At 60.0% G+C, this 19,784-nt stretch carries 17 protein-coding genes; all 17 read right to left on the reverse strand.

The window, feature by feature from the left end; genetic code table 11:
* Window positions 1-50: 50 nt before the first annotated feature.
* The 17 genes from DXD48_RS07480 to DXD48_RS07560 all read right to left on the reverse strand — a co-directional run bounded on the left by DXD48_RS07480 (window position 51) and on the right by DXD48_RS07560 (window position 19,681).
* Window positions 51-788, reverse strand: a complete 738-nt coding sequence (locus DXD48_RS07480) for a YggS family pyridoxal phosphate-dependent enzyme (protein ID WP_117564645.1) — start codon at window positions 786-788, stop codon at window positions 51-53.
* A gap of 119 nt (window positions 789-907) precedes the next feature.
* Window positions 908-1,765 (reverse strand): PhoU domain-containing protein, encoded by an 858-nt coding sequence (locus tag DXD48_RS07485; protein ID WP_117564647.1) that lies wholly within the window; start codon window positions 1,763-1,765, stop codon window positions 908-910.
* 92 nt (window positions 1,766-1,857) lie between these two features.
* The gene (pstB, locus tag DXD48_RS07490) at window positions 1,858-2,661 is read right to left on the reverse strand and encodes a phosphate ABC transporter ATP-binding protein PstB (protein ID WP_117564648.1); all 804 of its coding nucleotides are present in this window, start codon (window positions 2,659-2,661) and stop codon (window positions 1,858-1,860) included.
* A 12-nt stretch (window positions 2,662-2,673) separates the two neighbouring features.
* The gene (gene pstA / locus DXD48_RS07495) at window positions 2,674-3,579 is read right to left on the reverse strand and encodes a phosphate ABC transporter permease PstA (protein WP_055251684.1); all 906 of its coding nucleotides are present in this window, start codon (window positions 3,577-3,579) and stop codon (window positions 2,674-2,676) included.
* Window positions 3,580-3,582: 3 nt separating this feature from the next.
* Window positions 3,583-4,509 carry a phosphate ABC transporter permease subunit PstC gene (gene pstC, locus DXD48_RS07500; RefSeq protein ID WP_117564650.1) on the reverse strand — a complete coding sequence of 309 codons (927 nt, stop codon included), beginning with the start codon at window positions 4,507-4,509 and terminating at the stop codon, window positions 3,583-3,585.
* A gap of 1 nt (window position 4,510) precedes the next feature.
* Window positions 4,511-5,347, reverse strand: coding sequence for a phosphate ABC transporter substrate-binding protein (locus DXD48_RS07505; RefSeq protein ID WP_117564651.1), 837 nt, complete (start codon window positions 5,345-5,347; stop codon window positions 4,511-4,513).
* The gene (locus tag DXD48_RS07510) at window positions 5,344-6,144 is read right to left on the reverse strand and encodes a polyphenol oxidase family protein (protein ID WP_117564653.1); all 801 of its coding nucleotides are present in this window, start codon (window positions 6,142-6,144) and stop codon (window positions 5,344-5,346) included. The genes DXD48_RS07505 and DXD48_RS07510 overlap by 4 nt, the downstream gene beginning before the upstream one ends.
* Window positions 6,145-6,354: 210 nt before the next feature.
* Entirely contained in the window at window positions 6,355-7,509 is a 1,155-nt protein-coding gene (gene ftsZ, locus DXD48_RS07515) for a cell division protein FtsZ (protein WP_055251674.1), read from the reverse strand.
* A 199-nt stretch (window positions 7,510-7,708) separates the two neighbouring features.
* Entirely contained in the window at window positions 7,709-8,497 is a 789-nt protein-coding gene (locus DXD48_RS07520) for a cell division protein FtsQ/DivIB (RefSeq protein ID WP_231501570.1), read from the reverse strand.
* Window positions 8,498-8,921: 424 nt separating this feature from the next.
* Window positions 8,922-9,833, reverse strand: coding sequence for a UDP-N-acetylmuramate dehydrogenase (murB, locus tag DXD48_RS07525; RefSeq protein ID WP_117564655.1), 912 nt, complete (start codon window positions 9,831-9,833; stop codon window positions 8,922-8,924).
* Window positions 9,834-9,838: 5 nt separating this feature from the next.
* A complete protein-coding gene (murC, locus tag DXD48_RS07530; protein ID WP_117564657.1) occupies window positions 9,839-11,257 on the reverse strand; it encodes a UDP-N-acetylmuramate--L-alanine ligase in 1,419 nt (472 codons plus the stop codon).
* A 97-nt stretch (window positions 11,258-11,354) separates the two neighbouring features.
* Window positions 11,355-12,470 (reverse strand): undecaprenyldiphospho-muramoylpentapeptide beta-N-acetylglucosaminyltransferase, encoded by a 1,116-nt coding sequence (murG, locus tag DXD48_RS07535; protein ID WP_117564659.1) that lies wholly within the window; start codon window positions 12,468-12,470, stop codon window positions 11,355-11,357.
* Complete coding sequence (ftsW, locus tag DXD48_RS07540) at window positions 12,460-13,953, reverse strand: putative lipid II flippase FtsW (RefSeq protein ID WP_117564661.1); 1,494 nt, start codon at window positions 13,951-13,953, stop codon at window positions 12,460-12,462. The genes murG and ftsW overlap by 11 nt, the downstream gene beginning before the upstream one ends.
* 36 nt (window positions 13,954-13,989) lie before the next feature.
* Window positions 13,990-15,396, reverse strand: a complete 1,407-nt coding sequence (murD, locus tag DXD48_RS07545) for a UDP-N-acetylmuramoyl-L-alanine--D-glutamate ligase (protein ID WP_117564663.1) — start codon at window positions 15,394-15,396, stop codon at window positions 13,990-13,992.
* A gap of 9 nt (window positions 15,397-15,405) precedes the next feature.
* Window positions 15,406-16,425, reverse strand: a complete 1,020-nt coding sequence (mraY, locus tag DXD48_RS07550; RefSeq protein WP_006234262.1) for a phospho-N-acetylmuramoyl-pentapeptide-transferase — start codon at window positions 16,423-16,425, stop codon at window positions 15,406-15,408.
* Between the two features lie 3 nt (window positions 16,426-16,428).
* A complete protein-coding gene (murF, locus tag DXD48_RS07555) occupies window positions 16,429-17,853 on the reverse strand; it encodes a UDP-N-acetylmuramoyl-tripeptide--D-alanyl-D-alanine ligase (RefSeq protein ID WP_117564664.1) in 1,425 nt (474 codons plus the stop codon).
* A 127-nt stretch (window positions 17,854-17,980) separates the two neighbouring features.
* Window positions 17,981-19,681 carry a peptidoglycan D,D-transpeptidase FtsI family protein gene (locus DXD48_RS07560; protein WP_369832001.1) on the reverse strand — a complete coding sequence of 567 codons (1,701 nt, stop codon included), beginning with the start codon at window positions 19,679-19,681 and terminating at the stop codon, window positions 17,981-17,983.
* Window positions 19,682-19,784 lie beyond the last annotated feature (103 nt).

A 19,784-nucleotide genomic window follows, 5' to 3' on the forward strand; every position in this document is an offset into this window, starting at 1 on the left:
TCTCGCGGTTTAGTGCAGGCGCCCCGATAATCAGTGCGCACTTCAGAGCCTTATTTTACTGCAAACTCCGGGCTAAATACTACCCTGCCCAGGCGAACGAGCGTAGAGCCCTCCTCAAGGGCAGGCTCAAAGTCCTCGCTCATGCCGCAGGAAAGCTCAGGCAGGTTCAAATCGGGATGCGCCGCCTCCAGCTCATCCCTCAGCTCACGAAGCCCCGCAAAGGTGCGGCGTGCCAAATCCTTATTCCCCCGGGGCGCCATAGTCATAAGCCCCTGCACGCAAATTCCCTCAAGCTCCGCAAGCTCACCCGCGGCGGCGCGAATCTCATCGGGCGAAAAGCCTCCCTTCGACTCCTCACCACTCACATTGACCTCAATGAGCACACGCTGGAGGCCGGCGAGCTCGCCTGCCTCAATCTTGCGGACAGCACGGCTCGAGATCGCCTGCGCCAGATGCAGCGAACCCACCGAGTGAATCAGCTCGGCTGAGCCCAGCACCGCATTGATCTTATTGGTCTGCAGGTTGCCGATCATATCGAAGCGCACCTCGGGCAGCTCCGGATGCTCCGCCAGACCCGTGAGCTTGCGAACCAGCTCCTGCGGGCGGTTCTCGGCAAAATGGCGATACCCCGCCTGGATGGCGGCAACGGTCTCATCGACACCAACGGTCTTGGACACGGCAATGAGGCGCGCGGCGTCGTGGGGGCGGCCCGCGCGATCGAGCGCCGCATAAAAACGTTCCAGAATCTGCTCGCGGCGAGCGCGCATCAAGTCCAAATAGTTATCCATTGCCAATCGCCTCCGCTGACAGCCAAACAAGTAGTCCCATGCTAACGCAAGAGCGCGGTCCCGCATGTGCAAGGCCGCGCTCACTTAGGTATTTACAATCTTTCGACGAACGGGGTCACTTACTCCTCGTCGTCCTCGCCATCGTCCTCGTCCTCAAGATGATCGAGCAGGTAGCGAAGACCCTCGCTGACCTCGTTGGCGGGCACCTTGGCAACGTAGCGCGCGTCGACGGCGGGCCTCATGATAACACCCTCGCCCGAAGGCACGCGCATGCTCTCGAGCTCATCCTCGTCCACACGGGCGATATCGCCGGCAGTCATGCGCTGTCCGGTCAAAAGGAAGGTCAGACGGCAGGCGGCATCGATAGAGATCGAGGCAATGCGATCCAAGTAGCGCGAAACCATGATGGCGCGGCGCAGGTCGTCGTAGTTGCTGTCATCGTCCATAAAGTCGCCCGTATCCATACGGTTAAAGGTGCGGAAGAACTTCTCGTATGCCGCATGCACCGGCTCGTCCTCGACGGCCAGGTTGCAAATGATGGACATGTCGTTGGTGACGAGCGCAGAAAGCGACGAGCCTAGCACCTGGTACACGGCCTCAGCCTCGGCCTCGACCGTGCCGACAAGCTCCTGGGGCAGCGAGATGTCGGCCTTGATCATATGACGCGTGGCACGGCAGATCTGACGGACCTTATCGGTCATGCGCTGCAGGTTAAAGTCGACGTAGATAATCGTCTGCAGCAAGCGGAAGTCGGAGGCGACCGGTGACTGCGTGGCGATCAGGTTGTAGCAGACGGCCTCCAGGTTGGCGCAGCGCGCGTCAATCGAAAGCGTGCGCTTCTTGGTCTTGGTGGCGAGCTTGCGGTCGTCGGTCACATAGGCCTTCACGGCATCGTGGAGGGCCAGATCGACGGCCTCATAGATGCTCAGCATCTCGTGACGGGCCTCGACGAGCTGACGGGAAAACAGTTTGCGCATGGTTCACTCCAATCAGTTGGGTGCGGTCATGCCGCCCGCACAGTGAATACGCACCGGACTAGGTCCGATCGGCTTGGGACTAGTCGCACCGATCAGCCAAAGCGGCCGGTGATATAGTCTTCCGTCCGCGAGTCCACCGGGCTGGTGAAGATCGCGTCGGTTTGACCATACTCGATGAGCGTGGCGGGCTCGCCGGCAACTTCCTGCAAGAAGAATGCGGTGTAGTCGCTGATACGAGCTGCCTGCTGCATTGAATGCGTGACGATGATGATCGTCATCTCGGGCGCCAGCTCGGCCATCAGATCCTCGACCTTAGAGACGGACGTGGGATCGATGGCGGAGCAGGGCTCGTCCATCAGGAGAACATCGGGTTGCACCGCAAGCACGCGCGCGATGCACAGACGCTGCTGCTGACCGCCCGAGAGCGCCAAACCATCCTTGTTGAGCTGATTGGATACCTCTTTCCAGAGGTTGGCGCGCTTGAGCGATTCTTCCACGATGTCATCGAGGTCGCTTTTGCTAGTCACGCCCTGCAGACGAGGGCCAAAGGCGACATTCTCGTAGATGGATTTGGGAAACGGGTTGGGCTGCTGAAAGATCATGCCCACACGACGACGGAGGTCGACCGGGTCGACACCCTCGGCATAGATATCATTGCCGTCGAGCGTCATGGTGCCCGCGACGCGCGTACCCTCGATCAGATCATTCATGCGGTTGATGCAGCGCAAAAACGTCGACTTGCCGCAGCCCGAAGGGCCAATGAAGGAGGTGATGGCGTTTTTGGCGATGTTGAGGTCAAGCCCCGTCAGCGCATGAAAGTCACCGTACCAAAAGTTGAAATCCTTGGCCGTAATGGCCGCTTGCTCCAGCGTGGGAGCGGACTGATAAACGGACATGGGACTCCTTAACTAGCGACGCTTGCGCGACAGGAAGCGCGCAAACAGGTTGAAGGCCAGAATGATCACCATCAGCAAGAGCGCGGTGCCATAGGCTGCGTTCATGTTGATGCCGTCGTTGGCAAGCAGGTACAGGTGAACCGTCATGGGGCGGCCGGAATCGAGCGGCGAAATAGGTAGATTGATGGCCTGGCCCATGGTGTAGAGCACCACCGCGGTCTCGCCAATGGCACGGCCGATGGCGAGGACGATACCCGTGGCAATACGGCCAAAGGCAGAAGGAAGCACGATCTTGGAGACGACCTGCCACTTGGTGGCGCCCAGGCCGTACGCACCCCACCGGATATAGCGCGGAACGGCGCGAATGGCCTCTTCGGTGGTGCGCATGACGATGGGAAGCATCAAGAGCGCAAGCGCCAGAGCGGCCGAGACCATCGAAAGGCCCAGACCCATAGCCTCGACAAACAAGGCGTAGCCAAACAGGCCCATAACGATGGAGGGCACCGAGGCCAAAGCGTCAGCAGCGTAGCGAATGAGCTCGACGATCTTGCCCTGCTTGGCGTACTCGGCCAGATAGACGGCTGCCAGCACAGCGATCGGCGTGCAGATAAGCATGGCGAGCGCCGTCACATAGACGGTCGAGACGATCGTGGGCCAAATACCGCCCTCGGCGTTGACGCCCTGGGGCCAACCGAAGATAAAGTCGAGCGAGATGTGTGGCAGGCCGTTGATGACCACGTAGGCGATGATAGCGACCAGCACCAGCGTGGTGATGTATGCCGCGGCACGGAACACGCCAAGCATGATCTTGTTGGACAGGTCCTTGTTGATGCGGCCCTTCTTGCCGTGGGAAAGGGCACGCTTGATGCGCTCGCGCGACGAGGTCGTATCGACCGTCGTGTCAACGGAATCGGACATAGCCTACCCCCTCTTCTTCTTGGAAACCAGGCGGACGATGCCCACCAGCGTGGCGGAAATGATAAACAGGACCACGCCCATGCCGAACAGCGCCGAGCGATGCAGACCCGAGGAATAGCTCATGTCGAGCGCAATCTGGCTCGTGAGCGTCGAGATGGGGCTCGCAATGCTGTCGGGAATAACCGGGGCGTTACCCACGACCATGAGCACGGCCATGGTCTCGCCGATGGCACGGCCCATACCCAGCACGATGGCATCCACGATACCCAGCTTGGCGGCAGGTAACACGACCTTATAGATAGTCTGCCACTTGGTGGCGCCCATGGCATACGATGCCTCGCGAATGCCCATGGGAATGGAATTGAGAGCATCGATGGTAAGCGTCGTGATGGTGGGCACGATCATAATGGCGAGCACGAACCACGCCGTCAGCGCGCCAAAACCAAGACCGCCGGTCAGTTGTGCGATAAACGGGCGGATGATGATCATGCCAAAGAAGCCATAGATGATAGAAGGGATGCCGGCCAACAGGTCAACGGCAGGGCTGATGAGCTTGCGCACGCGCTTGCTGGCGATCTCGACCAGATACACGGCCGTGCCCACGCCTAGGGGCACACCCATGGCGAGCGCGCCGACGGTCACCAGACCCGAGCCGGCAAGCAGCGACACGATGCCGTAGTGACCCTCAGAGGGCGCCCACGTAAAGCTAAAGAAGTCCGCCAGACCGATGTCGGTAAAGACGGGCAGCGCCGAGTACGTGGTAAAGACAAAAATCAGGATGACGGTAACAACCGCCAAGAACGCGCAGGCAAAGAAGATCCACTGCAGCGCCTTCTCCTTGATATAGGTGCTGCGCGATACGAGCGCCAGCTCGCGCTTCTTGGGCGCCTGACCATTCTGCTCAGTCTGGGAGTTTTCCTGTGCTTCCATGCTACTCACTCCCCTTCTCGTCGTTGGTGACGGGGATAAAGCCCGCCTCGCGAATCTGCTTGTCCATCTTTTCGGACGTCACATAGTCGATGTAATCCTGCGCCTGCTGCGAAGGCGCACCCTTCACAAAGAAGTAAAGGTCGCGTGAGATGGGATAGCCGCCGCTCGCGACCGTCTTCTCGGACGCCTCAACATGATTGACCGAGACGGCCTTGACCGAGGTCTTGGCGTTGAGGCTATCGACGAAGCCCAGCGAAATGTAGCCAATGGCACCGTGCGAACGAGATACCACGTCGCGCACCTGGCCCGTGCCCGAAAGAACGGCCGAGCGGCGATCGAACGGGGTGCCGTCCATCACGATGGTGCGGAATGCTTCACGCGTGCCGGATGCCTCGTCTCGGTTGATGACCTGAATCTTCAGGTCCTCGCCACCGACCTCTTTCCAATTAGTAATCTTGCCGGCATAGATATCGCGGAGCTGCTCGGTCGAGAGGTTATCGACCGGGTTATCGTCGTTCACGATGACCGCGATACCGTCGTGGGCAATGACGATGGGAGTCAGGCCCAGATCCTGTTCGTCGGCATTGAGTCCACGGGAGGAGCTGGCGATATCGGCCGTGCCAGCGCTGACGGCTTCGATGCCAGCGGAAGAGCCCAAACCGGAAACGAGCACGTCGATGCCGGTCTCCTCCTTAAAGCCCTCTGCCGCAATCTCGGCGATAGGAAGGCAGGTCGTGGAGCCGGCCACGGTAATGGAAGAGGTAGAAGATCCCGAAGAACAGGCGCACAGCGTAAGCGTAAGCACAGCGGCGCTCAGGACCGATACGATCTTTCTCATAGCATCACGCCAATCGCGGCATGGCGCCCACAGGTGCCGTCCTCGTTACGGTAGGAATAAAAGCGGTCGTTCTGACGCACAGTCGAAAGCTGGGTATCCACGATATTATCCGCGTCCACACCGATATCTACCAACGCCTCACGAATGGCGGCAGATAGATCGAGCATGCGAGAAGCGCCCGCATCGATGCACGAAAACTCGGCGGCAAAGCGATCCATGAGCTCTTGGGAAACCTCGTACTCGTCACCCAGGATATGGGGCCCGATATAGGCGGAAACGTCGCTCGCATCGCAGCCGGCAGCATCGCAAAGCGCCTGGCACGCCTTGGCAGAAATACGTGCAATCGTGCCCTTCCAACCGGAGTGCACCACGGCAAATCCGCCGGGGGCCACCAGCACCACGGGTACGCAGTCGGCAAAGCAGAGCAGCACGGGCACGTTATACGCCGTACAGACGATGGCATCGCAGCCCTCGGCAATCTGCTCGCGAACAGCCTCAAGATCATCGGCGCCGTTCGAAGTCACCGTAACGATATGGTCACCATGTACCTGATTGGGCACGAGCAGATTATGCTCGCACTCAGTGGCGCCCATAGCTTCGAGCGCTCGACGACGATTTTCTTGAACAGCAAAGGGGTCATCGCCTACATGCGAGCCCAGGTTGAGCGAGGAGTACGCATCTTCAGAAACGCCACCGGTGCGCTCGGTAAAGGCAAAGCGGACATCGGATGTCGCGCCCTCCACCAACGTAACTCCATCATGGTCGACACGCGAAACGTTGTCCGCACGTGCTGCCATACTAAAGCCTCCTAATAACACAAGTACCGCGGCGTCGCCGCGCAGTCCGCGTTTATACGGCTGTCATACTTCCTTAAAAGGATACCCGCAGCGGTAGGGACCAAACGTAAAGGGAACGTAAGGAGATTGGAGGCTTTCGTTTACAAACGAGAAACAAAACGGGGTGCATCCAAATGGACACACCCCGTGCAGGTCGTTGAGAAAAACGAACTAGAAGCTACCGCGCTTCAGGAAGTCGGGAAGCTCGAACTGGTCGTTGCCAAAGTTGGGCAGCTCGGTACCACCGACGTTGCGGGTCGGAGCGGCCTGAGCCGGGCTGGCAGCCGGAGCGGTGCGCTGCGGCTCAGCGGAGGCAGCGGCCTTGCTCTGAGACTGCTGAGCAGCAAAGAGCTCATCCTGACGGTTGACGTTAGAGTCGGAGAAGCCCGTAGCGATGACGGTGATACGCACCTGATCGCCCAGGGACTCGTCGACAACGGTACCGAAGATGATGTTGGCCTCGGGGTCGACGGCGTTGGCGACAACGTCGGCGGCATCGCTGATCTCCTGGATGCCCAGGTCCTTGGAACCGGCGATGGAGAGCAGCACGCGCGTGGCACCATCGATGGAGCTCTCGAGCAGCGGGCTGGAGATGGCCTGCTGGGCAGCGTCGACGGCACGAGTATCCCCAGAAGAGGTACCGATACCCATCATGGCGGTACCGGCCTGCTTCATGATGGTCTTAACATCGGCGAAGTCCAGGTTGATGATACCGGGGACGGTGATGAGGTCGGTGATGCCCTGGGTGCCCTGGGAAAGGACGCCATCGGCAATCGCGAAGGCCTCGAGCATGGTGGTCTTCTTCTCGGCGATGTCGAGCAGCTTATCGTTAGGGATGACGATCATGGTGTCGACGCAATCGGAGAGGGTCTTGATGCCCTCCTCGGCGCTCTTCTTGCGCTTGCGGCCCTCGAAGGTGAAGGGCTTGGTCACGACGGCGACGGTCAGTGCGCCGACCTCGTTCATCGCGATATCGGCAACGATGGGAGCAGCGCCGGTACCGGTGCCACCGCCCTCACCGCAGGTGATAAACACCATGTCGGCGCCAGCAAGCGCCTCGGCAATGTCGTCGCGGGACTCATCGGCAGCCTTGCGGCCAACCTCGGGATTGGCGCCGGCGCCCAGGCCGCGGGTAAGGTCGGTGCCGATGTGCACCTTGATATCGGCATCAGAGATCGCGAGTGCCTGAGCATCGGTGTTGATGGCAACAAACTCGACGCCGCGGATACCCTCTTCGATCATTCGATTGACCGCGTTGGTACCGCCGCCGCCGACGCCGACCACCTTAATGACGGCAAGGTAGTTGTTGATCTCTGTCTCGTGCATGTCGGTCCTCCGAACAAAGGTTATAGCCATAGCATGGGTCGACCCCTGCGCACATTAACCTTCAGGTTGAAAGTAAATGCAAAGGTAAACCGTATTATGTTTGCACATTATGAACGTATCAGTCAAATAATTGACCGTGAAAACCAAACAAACCAGATAAACGGCGTGGTATGGCCCCTCAACAAAGCATCAACCAGCGCTACGAGGTCGGAGCATTCCTAAATGTGTAGTTGCCCGGAGAGCGCACATTGATATACGTTACGCCCTCTACCTGCGAAAGCAACTTGGTGACTACGCGTTCCTTCTTGGCGATATCGTCCGAATCGCCCAGCGACACCTCAATGCCGTTATTGAGGTTTGCCGAGATGGCTTCGACCGAAGGCGTGGAAATATCCTTGACTTGTCCCAAGAACTCGCTCGAAAAACCACGCACATAATCCAGGCCGGCCTTAACGGCTTTGGAGTTAACCGCCTGGCCGGAAACCGGAGCGACATCCGCCGAGACATCAGTCAACAACACCGCGCCATAATGCTTGGCGAGCGCCAGCGCGGCATCGATTCCGGTCAAGGTATTTGAGCCCTGCCCTGTCGTGATGACGTTGCCCTGGTCGTCCACTTCGACCGACGTCGACAGCGGGGCGATCCAGGTGTCATCGTCTCCGATAGCCCAGGCAAGGTCGTCGGAGCTGATATACGCAATGGCGATAACTTTACGCTCCGTCGGCGTGATGATAAGCGTATGGGGAAACTGGCGCTGGACATCCACGCCCGAAACCCACGGGTTCTGCTTGAGATCCTCGGTAATCTGGTCGGGATCGACGTTAAAAAGCGACGTTCCCTCGGGCAAGTCGATCAGCTGGATAGCATCGTGCTTCGTCACATGCTCGCTGCCTTGAATCTGAATATCAGTGGCAGTAAACAGTCCAGAGTTGATCACCACGATGGCAACGACGACGAGCACGGCCAAGACGGCCAGAACGCCGCCCACGATTTTGCCTTTGCCTGTAACGACAGAAGCGGCGTCTGATGTTTTATTTGCCATCGCTCCAAGTGAAGATAACGGGTTGAAACCTTTTTTACTCGAAGGCTTCTTGGCGGTAGCCGGCACCGATGTCAGCGAGCGCGGTTTCGATGCGCCCAGCGTGCGACCTGGACGCGCCGCTTTAGTTCCCGTCGAGGGCTTGGGAGCTGCCATGGGACGGGCAGGCTTGGCGCCCATAACAGGCTTTGACGTCACCGAGGGACGCGAGGACTTTTTTGCGGCCGGACGATTACCGAGCTGCGAGCCGACGACCGGAAGACTGGTCTGTCGAGCATGCCCGACAGACTTAGAGCGCGCGACGGTATTGCGTTGAGGTTTGGCAGGCGCGCCGGAACGCCCTCCGGCGCGGCGGAAGGTGGGTTTCGATGCTCTAGAAGCCGAGGAATTTAACTTCCGGTCTGAGCTCGATGCCATACGCCTCCCTCACCTTTCCGTGCACATGTCTAATAACCGCGGCAACGTCATCGGCCGAGGCAGTTCCGTTATTAACGATAAAATTAGCGTGAACGGGCGAAACTTCCGCGCCGCCAATCGAAAAACCCTTTAATCCACAATCCTCGATAAGCTTGCCCACACTCGCATCGGGCGGGTTGCGAAAGACAGACCCGCAGGATGCGCGACCCATGGGCTGCGTACGCTTGCGCCTTGTAAGGTACCGCTCCATGCGCTCGCGAATGTCGGCCTTGGGCGCCGGTTTAAGCTTGAACACGCACTCGAGGATGATCTCATTGCGGGGAAGGCTACATTCGCGGTAGCCCCAAGTGATCTCGGACCCCGCATAATGCTTGATACCGGATGCCGGGTCAAACGTTACGACATCCTCAACCAGCGAGCCAATCCACTCGGTCCGTGTGCCGGCATTCATGGATATCGCACCGCCGACCGAACCAGGAATGCCAACGGCAAACTCAAGGCCCGAGAGGCTACGCGACAGGGCATCGTTGACCAGGCGCGCAAACATCACGCCCGCACCGACCGTCAGCGTACAACCGTCATCGGCAACAACCGTGCGCTGAAACTCACGTCCGAGCGAAATGACGGCACCGCGATAACCGCCATCGGCAACCAGCAGATTGGAGCCCTTGCCGATGATGACCCACGGCACCTGCTCGCGATCGAGCACCGCCACGGCGCGGCGGAGGGCATGATAGCTATGGCACGTCACAAAGAGGTCGGCCTTGCCGCCGATACGATAGCTCGTATGACGCGCAAGGCGCTCGTCCTCGATCACATCCGTGTCGATCATGCCCGAGAGCGCCATGACGGCGTTAAACAGACCCATTAGACTTAAGCGTCTTTCTTGGCAGTCAGATACTCAATGAACTCGGGACCGACGGTCGTAACGTCGCCGGCACCCATGGTGAGCAGCAGGTCGCCCTCGCCCACCATCTGCTCGAGCTCCTGATTGAGCTCAAGACGGCTGGAGCAGTACACGACCTCCTTGCCAGGATGCTTGGCGCGCACGGTATCGGCAAGCATCTTAGAGGTGACACCCGGAATGGGCATCTCGCCAGCCGAGAACACATCAATCAGCAGCAGTTTATCGGCATTGGCAAATGCATCGGCAAAGTCGTCGCACAGGGCCTGCAGGCGCGAATAGCGGTGCGGCTGGAACACGACATCGACGTGCTTGTAGCCCAGCGAGGAAGCGGCAGCAAGCGTCGCCTTGATCTCGGTGGGGTGATGGCCGTAATCATCGACCACGGTGATGCCATCGATATCGCCCACGTGGGTAAAGCGACGGCGGACGCCCTCAAAGCTCGAGAGCGCCTTGGCGGCGGCGTCGATGTCAAGGCCCAGGACATGGGCGACGGTGAGCACCGCCGTGGCGTTGAGCATGTTGTGGCGACCGGGGTTGCTCTTGATCTCCACAGCGTGCTCAGTGCCGTCCTCAAAGCGAACGATAAAGTCACTCTGGATGCCCTTGACATCCGGGTGCACGCAGACGATGTCGTTGCTCTCGGCAAAGCCGTAGGAAAGCACGTGACGGCCCGTCGACTTGGCGAGCTCGACCAGATGCGGGTCCTCACCACAGATGATGACGGTGCCGTCCTCGCCCACCAGGCTCATGAATTTGGCGAAAGTTGCCTCGATCTCCTCGATACCCGAGTAGTGATCGAGGTGGTCGGCCTCGACGTTGGTCACAATGACTACGTTGGGGTTCAGGAACAGGAAGGAGCTGTCGGACTCGTCGGCCTCGGCGACAAAGTAGTCGCCCGAGCCGTTCTTGCCGTTCGTGTCATAGCCCTCGACGATGCCGCCGATCAAGAAGCTCGGATCCAGACCCATGCGGTCGAGCATGGTGGCGCACATCGAAGACGTGGTGGTCTTGCCATGCGTGCCGGCAACAGCGACGGTAGTGTAGCCGTGGCCCAAAGCAGAGAGCATCTTGGCACGGGGCCACACGGGAATGCCCAGCTCGCGAGCGCGCACGAGCTCAGGGTTGGACTCCGGAATAGCGGTGGAGACAACAACCACGTCGGGCTTGACCTCGTCGATCGTGGCTGCCTCATGGCCCACATGCACCTTCACACCAGCGCGTGTAAGCTGGCGGATATAACGTGATGTCTTAAGGTCGGAGCCGGTAACGGCATAACCGCGCTCGTGCAGAACGAGGGCGATGCCGCTCATGCCGGCGCCGCCGATACCGATAAAGTGGGCGCTCTTAAACTCGGGCGCGGAGGTTGCAGTCTGGGAATCAGCCATGTGCTCGTGTACTCCTTGCGTAAACACTGCCTGTAACCCGTTAACTGTACCGCACCTACCGCATCAGCGCGAGGGCGACCGACGATATCCCGTCTAACTAACGCAAACCCTCTACCGCATCGGCCAGAAGAGCGGCGGCCCTATCCTGAGCCAGACCACGCGCCGCCTGACGCATGACGTCGCGCTCTGCCGCGTCATCGACCAGGTGCAGCAGCTCATCGGCAAAGGCAGAACCGTCGATATCGGCATCGGCACAGAGCACGCCGGCCCCGGCGTCGACCAGATAACGGGCATTGGTGGTTTGGTGGTCGGCCGTCGCATGCGGATACGGCACGAGTATCGAGGGCACGGCGAGCGCAGCGATCTCGGCCACGCTCGATGCACCCGAACGCGAGAGCACCAAATCGGCAGCAGCCAGCATATCGCCCATGTTGTCGATGTAAGGCTGGACGCGGTAACGCTTCGCCTCCTCGGGCGTCAGCGCCAAAGCGCGCTCGGTCTCCTCAAAGCCGTCGGCACCCGTCGAATGCAACACATAGAGGTTCTTGCGCGAAAGCAGCTCGTTTTTGAGCGAAACCGCGCGCTCGTTGAGGTGCTGGGCGCCAAGTGAACCGCCAAAGACGAGCAGCAGCGTAGCGTCCTTGGGAACGCCAAGTGCCTTGCGGCCGCAAGCGCGATCGCCCTCGATCACCGAGCGACGTACGGGGTTGCCGGTCATGAGCACGTGGTCAGGGTCACCTTCGCGCTCAAAGACCGAGCGCGCTGCCGGCACCGAGATGCACACGCGAGCGGCGTGGGAGTTCATCATCTTGTTGGCCAGGCCCGGAACAGAGTTCTGCTCATGTAGCAGATACGGAACGCCTGCGCCCTTGCACCACCCCAGCAGCGGAACCTCGACATAGGCACCAAAACCGATGGCAGCATCGGGCTTGCCGACCTTTGAGAAATGGCTGGCGAGCGCACGCTTGGCCTTGTTGACACGCCACAGCGAGGTCAGCGCCGTCCAGGGACGGGAGCGGTCGAAGCCCGTGACCGTAATGGGCACAAAATCAAACCCAGCCTCGGGGACCAGACGACCCTCGAGCTTGCGCGACTGGCCCACGAACACAACGTGGTGGCCACGGTCATGCAGCTCCTCGGCCAAAGCGAGCGCGGGGTTAATGTGTCCTGCCGTGCCGCCGGCTGCAATAGCAACGGTCATCTTATCGGTCATGGTAGTCCCTTCGTACACGCGGTCCCTGGTCGTCGGTGCGCAAACGCGCCGACGGGTCCGAGTTCAAATCGATTCGATTATATCCGCCGCCCGCGCTGCGAGGGCTGGGGCGCTGCGGACGACCTTGCGGCGCCGTCCGCGGACGTGGACGAGCTGCCGGCTCGGTCGCAGAGCCATCCAGAACGGTAAAGCCGTTACGCGAAGATCGCTCGCCGCGTACGTGGGGCACGCCGGCGGTACTCTCATCCATAACGGCAAAGCTCTCGCGGCGACGGTCGTACTCATCGCGACGGGCGCTCTCGTACGAAACGCGCAGGATCAGACCGGCAAGCATAAGCGACACAATAATCGACGAACCGCCGTAGCTAATAAACGGCAACGGTTTGCCCGTCATGGGAAACACGTTGAGGATGCCCAGCGCATTGATCAAAAACTGCACCGCGAGAATGACCGCGGAGCCAGACGCCATGACCGCGCCCCGACGATCGGTCGCCTGCTCGGCAATGCGAAACGCCGAGTAGATCAGCATCGCAAACACCAAGAAGAACAGCACGGTTCCGACAAAACCGACTTCCTCGCCAATGATGGCCAGGATGTAGTCATTGTGCGCCTCGGGCAGATACGAGTACTTCATGGTTGAGTTGCCGATGCCACGGCCGAACAGACCGCCCGAGGCAAAGGCCATGATGGCAAGCGTGGCCTGATAGCCGTCACCATACTCGTCAGCCCAAGGGTTCAAGGCAACCTGAATACGCACCATACGGTACGGCTCTGCGACAAGTGCAATCACGATCACGAGAATGCCGAAGATTAGCACGCCGATGATAAATCTCGGGTCGAGACCCGCAAACAACGCCATGCACATGAGGGTCAACAGGATGATCAGGACAGTACCGAAATCGGGCTGGATAAAGATCAGAAAGAGCGAAATACCCAGGTAGATGCCCATCTTGCGAAGGAATTCGTTGATGTTGCCACCGGGCGAAAAGAAGCGATCAAGCATGATGGCCGAATACGCAATGGCAAATGGCTTTAAAAACTCGGAAGGCTGGAACTGAATACCGGCGATGTTGAGCCAGCGCGTGGCGCCACGGCTGCCGCTGCCCACCAAGAACACCAGAAACAGTAGCCCTATCATGCCGATAAGGAAGATCCTAAGCACATCCTCCCCAAACCAGCTGTCCGGCAAAACGCGCACGATGGCAATCAGCGCCAGAACACCAACCACGGCAAACGCGGCCTGTCGACCCAGGAAAAACGTCGCCGAGCCATTCTCGTGCAGCGCCTCGACCGAAGACGCCGAGTACACCATCAGCAGACCAAAGCACACCAAAGTAAACAGGCAGGCCATAAATATCAGACGGGGGCGCATGATGCGGGCGGGAACGCCGGCAATATAGCGTTCGCTAAACGACTGCCCGCCGCGACCGGAACGCGGTGTGCTACGCCGCGAGGAAGCACGGTCCGAGTCGGGCCTCCTCATACCTTGTCGGGGGCTCTCCTCTCTCACCGGCAACCCCTATTCCATTTGCGATTTCGCTGCAGCGGCAAGCTGAGCCACGTAGTCCTTAAACACGCGGCCGCGCTCCTCATAGCCCGAGAACTCATCGAACGAAGAGCAGGCAGGAGAAAGTAAGATCACGTCGCCACGGCTCGACAGCGAACGGGCAACGTCCACGGCATCGCGTAGGTCATCCGCTTGGGCGATATCCACATCGCCATCGACATCGGCCTCGTCCATAGCGGCGGTAAAGCGCTCGCGCGCATCGCCAAAGCAGACGACCGAGCGCACGTTATCCATAACGACGCGCGCGAAGTCCGTGAGCGGCGTGCCCTTATCGTGGCCGCCGAGCAGCAAGATCACGTTGTCATCGGGAAATGCCGTCAGCGCCTTCTCGACCGCGTCGGTGTTGGTCGCCTTGGAATCGTTGACGTAGCGCACTCCGTCAATCTCGCCGCACGGCTCCACGCGGTGCTCGAGCGGCTGGAACGAGGCCAGACCGCGGCAAATGCCCTCGGGATTGGCACCGACGGCCAGGACAGCCGTGGCAGCGCACAGGGCATTGATAACATTGTGATGGCCCGAGATCTTGAGCTCGGACGTGGCGACAAGCTGAGTCTCGACGCCCTTCAGGCGGACGACCATCTTGCCGTCGCGCACAAAGGCGGCGTCTGCACCCTCGGGCTCGTCAAAAGCGACCTTGCAGATGCGGCGACCCGGCGTATAGATGTACTCATCGAACTCATGGATGCCGGCATCCTCAACGTCGACAACCACCAGATCGTCATCGACCATATTGTCAAACAGTTTGATCTTGGCAAGCGCATAGTTCTTATGGCTCTTGTGCCAGCCCAGGTGGTCGGGAGTGATGTTGAGCAGCACCGCCACGCGAGGGTGGAGCTCGGTGGTCGTAGCAATCTGATAGCTCGAGAGCTCAGCCACAAACCACTCGTTGTGGGCTCGGCCGTCAATCTCGTTGACCGGCGGCTCGCCGATGTTGCCGACAGCTACACTGGCCTCGCCGGCAGCCTTGAGCAGATAATCAGTCAGCGACGTGGTGGTCGTTTTGCCGTTGGTGCCCGTGATGGCGATCCAGTTATCGGGCGACAGGCGATAGGCAAACTCGGGCTCACCCATAATCTGGGCGGCATGCTCGCGCCCGGCCTTAAAGAAGCCCGAGAACTCCGAGATGCCCGGGCACGTCACGCATACGTCATAGGCGCCCTCGACCTGTTCGGTCCCATAGACAAACGACGCACCAGCAGCCTCGAGCGCACGCGTGGCGTCATTGGGCTCAGAGGTGCCGCCGCCATACACGGTAACGGCACTTACGCGCTCGGGATGTGCCAGCGCCCAGCGGGCGACATCGAGACCGGATTTGCCCTGACCCAAAACGAGCAGGCTAAAGACATCAGCAAGAGGCATGAAAGACCACTATCCCAACTGGAAGAACAAGGCAAGGCCAACGGCACCAAAGGCCGCAGCGATAATCCAAAAACGGATGACGACCTTGGTCTCGGCCCAGCCCTTCTTTTCGAAATGATGATGGATGGGCGCCATAAGGAAGACGCGCTTGTGCGTAAAGTGGAAGTAGACAACCTGAATCATGACCGAAAGGGTCTCAACGATAAACAGGCCGCCGATGATGAGGGAGACGACCTCGGTGTTGGTCATGATGGACGTGCAGGCAAACGCGGCGCCCAGGGCAAGCGAGCCGGTATCGCCCATAAAGATGCTCGCCGGATAGCAGTTGAACCACAGAAAGCCCAAGCAGGCACCGGCACACGCGGTGCAGAAGATGGACAGGTTCACGTCTCCGTGCAAAAACGCCATCGCAGCCATGGCGAGCATGGCGATCATGGAGGTGCCGCCAGCAAGACCGTCAAGGCCATCGGTCAGGTTCACGGCATTAGAAAGACCGGCGATCATCAGCCAGCAAAAGACAATGTAGAGCCACGGGAACGAAAGGCCGCAGATGGTGGTCGAAAGCACGCCAAGGTCGATCGTCAACCCACCGGGAAAACGAATCTCGGGGGCGACGCCGCACCAGTTGACGGCAAGTACCGTAAAGGTAACGCAGATGATGGTAAGGCCGATCATTTTGGCATGAGGCGTCAGACCGAGCGAGCGCCCATGCGTAACGGAGGTCAGGTCGTCGATCAGACCCAGCACGCCGGTCGCCAGCGTGGCGAGCAGCACGAGCACGAGCTCGGTGGTGAGCTTGCCCATCAGCAGGCAGGTCAGCGAGATCGCGACGAGGATGACAACGCCACCCATGGTGGGCGTTCCCTGCTTAACCAAATGACGCTTGGGGCCGTCGGCACGAACCTGCTGGCCGATACCCTCGACCTTGAGCAGCTTGATCCACCACGGCATGAGCAGCAGCGCAATGGCGGCGGCGATGCCAAGCCCCAAAAAAGCCTGATACGTTGGATACGAGGGATTGCCGAACATGGGCTAGCACACACCTTCCACAAAGCGGTCGAGCTCAACAAAGCGGGAACCCTTGACCAGCACAACATCATGTTTTTCAAGCGCGCCGCCCATGCGGTCGAGCACCTGCTGATAATCGGAGAACACCTGGATGCGGTCCTCGTCCATGCCCATCATGCGTGCGGCATCGGCCATAAGCTGGGCCAGCTCACCGCCCACGCACGCCAGCATGTCGAGCTTCTTGGCGGCGGCATAGGCGCCCACGAGCTCATGCATGCGAGGAGCCTCATCGCCCATCTCGCCCATCTCGCCCAGGATCGCCATGCGAGACCCCGTGCACGAAAGCGAGCACAGCAGATCGAGACCGGCTGCCATCGATTCGGCGCTGGCGTTATAGGAATCGTCGATGATGCGTGCACCACTCTTGGCGCGCTTGATCTCCTGGCGGTGCCCGGTGATCGTAAGACCCCTAAAGGCAGCATCGATCTGCTCGGGCGTCACGCCCAGGCGATAGGCAACCGCGGCGGCCTTAACGGCATTAGGAACGGACTGCACGCCGGGGATGGCAAGCATGGTATCGATCGTCTCACCCTGGCCAAAATCGAGCGTAAAGACCGGACGGCCTTCGTCATCAACGCGAACGTCGCGGGCACGGACCTCATCATCGTCCGAGACGCCGGCCAGCATCACGTCGATACCAGCAGGTTGGGCGAACGTGTCGCGAATGAACGGCGTAAAGTCGTCCTCACCGCCCAAAACCAGCAGCGGCAAATAGTCGCCAGCGGCGCACATGCCCTGAACGATCTCGGCCTTAGCGCGGGCGATGTTCTCGCGGCTGCCCAAAATGCCGATATGAGAGGTGCCGATCTTGCTCACGATGGCAAGGTTGGGATTGGCAGACTGAGACAGGCGCTCGATCTCGTGGAAATGGTTCATGCCCATCTCGAGCACCAGGACCTCGGTATCGGCCGGAGCGGAAAGCACCGTGAGCGGCATGCCGATCAGGTTATTGAAATTGCCCTTGGTGGCCCAGACACGATAGCGCTTGGCGAGCACAGCGGCGAGCACGTCCTTGGTCGTCGTCTTGCCGATGGAACCGGTAATGCCAACGACCAGGCAGCCAAGCTCCAGGCGATACGCATGCGCCAAACGCAGCAGAAACTCCTCGGGATCATCGGTCAGCAAGATGGCACAGCCCTTGTCCTGCGCCAGCGAGACCAGCTCGGCCTCGGGCTCACGCGTCATCACGACGGCGCCGGCACCCGACTGGACGGCACGGGAAGCAAAATCATTGCCGTCGACGTTTTCACCGGGAAAGGCGACGAAAATCGTCCCTTCCTCGACCTGGCGCGAGTCGATAACGCACCCGCGGCATACCCGATCGGCTTCTCCCGTCACGGTTCGGGCCCCTGTTGCGGCCGCGAGGTTGTTGACGGCGATCTCTATCATTGCAGCTCCCCTGTAAACCTAATAATGCTATCGGCGTATTGTATCCCAGCGCCGCGTATGCGTGGTGCAGGGCATGTGAACACCCCTCATATGGGACAACAAACCACGCCCCAAAGATTGTAACCCCCTACTTCGTGTGCGGGATACCCAGCACGTCGAGCGCGTTGGCCATAATGAACTGGAACGGAACCGCAGCGGCATCTGAGCCGCTCGGCGTTCCGTCGAGCGTGATATAGCACAGCACCTTGGGCGATTGTGCCGGTGCAAAGCCCATAAAGGACGACATGTAGTTCTCCTTGAGGTAGCCGCCGTTCTCGTCGGCACGTTCGGCCGTACCGGTCTTACCCGCCACGTCATAGCCGTCAACCGCGCCGCCAACGCCCGTTCCCTCCGACACGACCGTCTGCATGCACGATGTCACCTGGGATGCGGCATCCTCCGAAATCGCGCGCTCGCCTTCGCCCCAGTCCTTCTCGTCACCTTTGCTGGACTTATAGAAGTGCGGGGTCATCATCACGCCGCCGTTGGCGATGCCGCCCACGGCACGTGCGATCTCAATCGGCGAGACAGACAGCGCCTGTCCAAAGCTCATCGAGCCCAGCGTGGCGCCGTCATACTGGTCACGCTCCTTGACGATGCCCAGGCTCTCGCCCGGAAAATCGACACCAGAGCTGTGACCGATGCCCCACTTGTCCACATAGGCGGCAAAGTCGTCGGCACCGATCTTGCGCCCCACCAGGACAAAGCCTACGTTGGACGAACGGCGCATCATCTCGCGCACATCCATGGTCATGGCATAGTCGCGCTTGTCGGCATCGGTGACGGTATCGTCGCCCACCTTGATGCTCGCCGGCACCTCAAACGACGTACTCGACCGCACGACACCCAAGTCGAAGCCGGCGCCCGCCACGAGCGTCTTAAAGACCGAGCCGGGCTCGTAGGCGTCGGTGACCAGGCGCAGGTTCATATCCTCGGTCTTGGCGTTTTCCAAATTGGTCTGGTCGTAGGTCGGATACGAGCAGGCTGCCAAGATCTCGCCTGTCGTAGGATCGGTGACCAGCGCCGAGCCGTTCTTGGCCTTTGTCTTCTCGACAGCCTCTGCCAGGGCATCCTCGGCCGCACGCTGGATATTGACGTCGAGCGTCGTCACGATATCAACGCCGTCGACCGCAGCCACCTTTTTATAGGCACCGCCCGCGATATAGCTGCCGTCCCTCGCGCGCTCGCGTACGAGAGAACCGTTCGTGCCGGTCAGAAGCTTGTTGTATTGCTTTTCGAGACCCGTCAAGCCGTCGTTGTCTACATTCACTACACCCAGCACCTGCGATGCCAGATTGCCGTATGGATATACGCGCTTCATGGCCTGCTCAAAAAGCACGCCGGGCAGGTTCTTCTTCTCCAGCGCCGCAGCGTCGTCTTCGTCCACCTGGCGCTTGATATACACCCAGGTTCCATCGGACTCAACGAGCTTGCGGCAGGTCTTTTTATCGATTCCAGTTGCCTTGACCAGCGCCGACACCGTCTTGTCAACGTCCTCGACAAGCTGCGGGTTCACGGCGATGTTGCGACATTCGACCGACGACGCCAGCACGTTACCGTTGCGGTCGTAGATGGTACCGCGTTTGGCATAGAGGGTCTGCGCAAGCAGTCGGCGCGCATCGGCACGCTCGCGCAGTTTATCGGCTTCGACAATTTGATAGTCGGCAAGGCGAAAGACGCCCAAGCCCAAGCCAAGCCCAATGAAGCCCATGACGGCTTTGCGGCGAGGCAGAGGCGTGCCTGTGAGCCATTCGGTCGACGAACTCTTGCGCGACCTGGTGTTATGCACTTGGGGGCCGCCCGAGCCGCAAAGTCGCGACGCCGGGTCGTTGCCACGGGACTGCCCGGCGTTGTAAGATTGCCGACCCGTTCCTTGATAACCAGAACGCCCC

It is taken from the genome of Collinsella sp. TM05-37 (assembly GCF_003436455.1).
Classification (GTDB): Bacteria; Actinomycetota; Coriobacteriia; order Coriobacteriales; family Coriobacteriaceae; genus Collinsella.